We start from the raw sequence: 336 nt of genomic DNA on the forward strand, positions 1-336 counted from the left end.
TCATCAAAAAAACACCGAGCAGTGGTCAGCTGAAGCCAAGTTCGCCACCGTCATGGAAACAGCCAGTCTGTCAGAAGCCGAGCTGAGTCAATATTGCCGTGAGCGAGGCTTGTTCCCCGAGCAAGTCAAAGCATGGAAACGCGCTTGTATAAGCGGTGCAGGCCAAGCTGAACAATCCAAAAAGGCTGAGCAGGCAGCGCGTAAAGCCGAGAAAAAACGTATCGGTGGCCTAGAAAAAGAGCTACGCCGCAAAGATAAAGCCCTTGCCGAAACGACAGCGTTACTGGTGCTATCAAAAAAGCTCAATGTCTTGTACGAGAGCGACAACGAGGAGGA

At 51.2% G+C, this 336-nt stretch carries 1 pseudogene; it reads left to right on the forward strand.

Annotated elements, in window-relative coordinates:
- Window positions 1-336: pseudogene (locus BZJ21_RS16475) on the forward strand (IS3 family transposase); the annotation flags it as partial.

The sequence above is a fragment of the Salinivibrio costicola subsp. alcaliphilus genome, from assembly GCF_001996185.1.
GTDB classification, from domain to species: Bacteria; Pseudomonadota; Gammaproteobacteria; order Enterobacterales; family Vibrionaceae; genus Salinivibrio; species Salinivibrio costicola.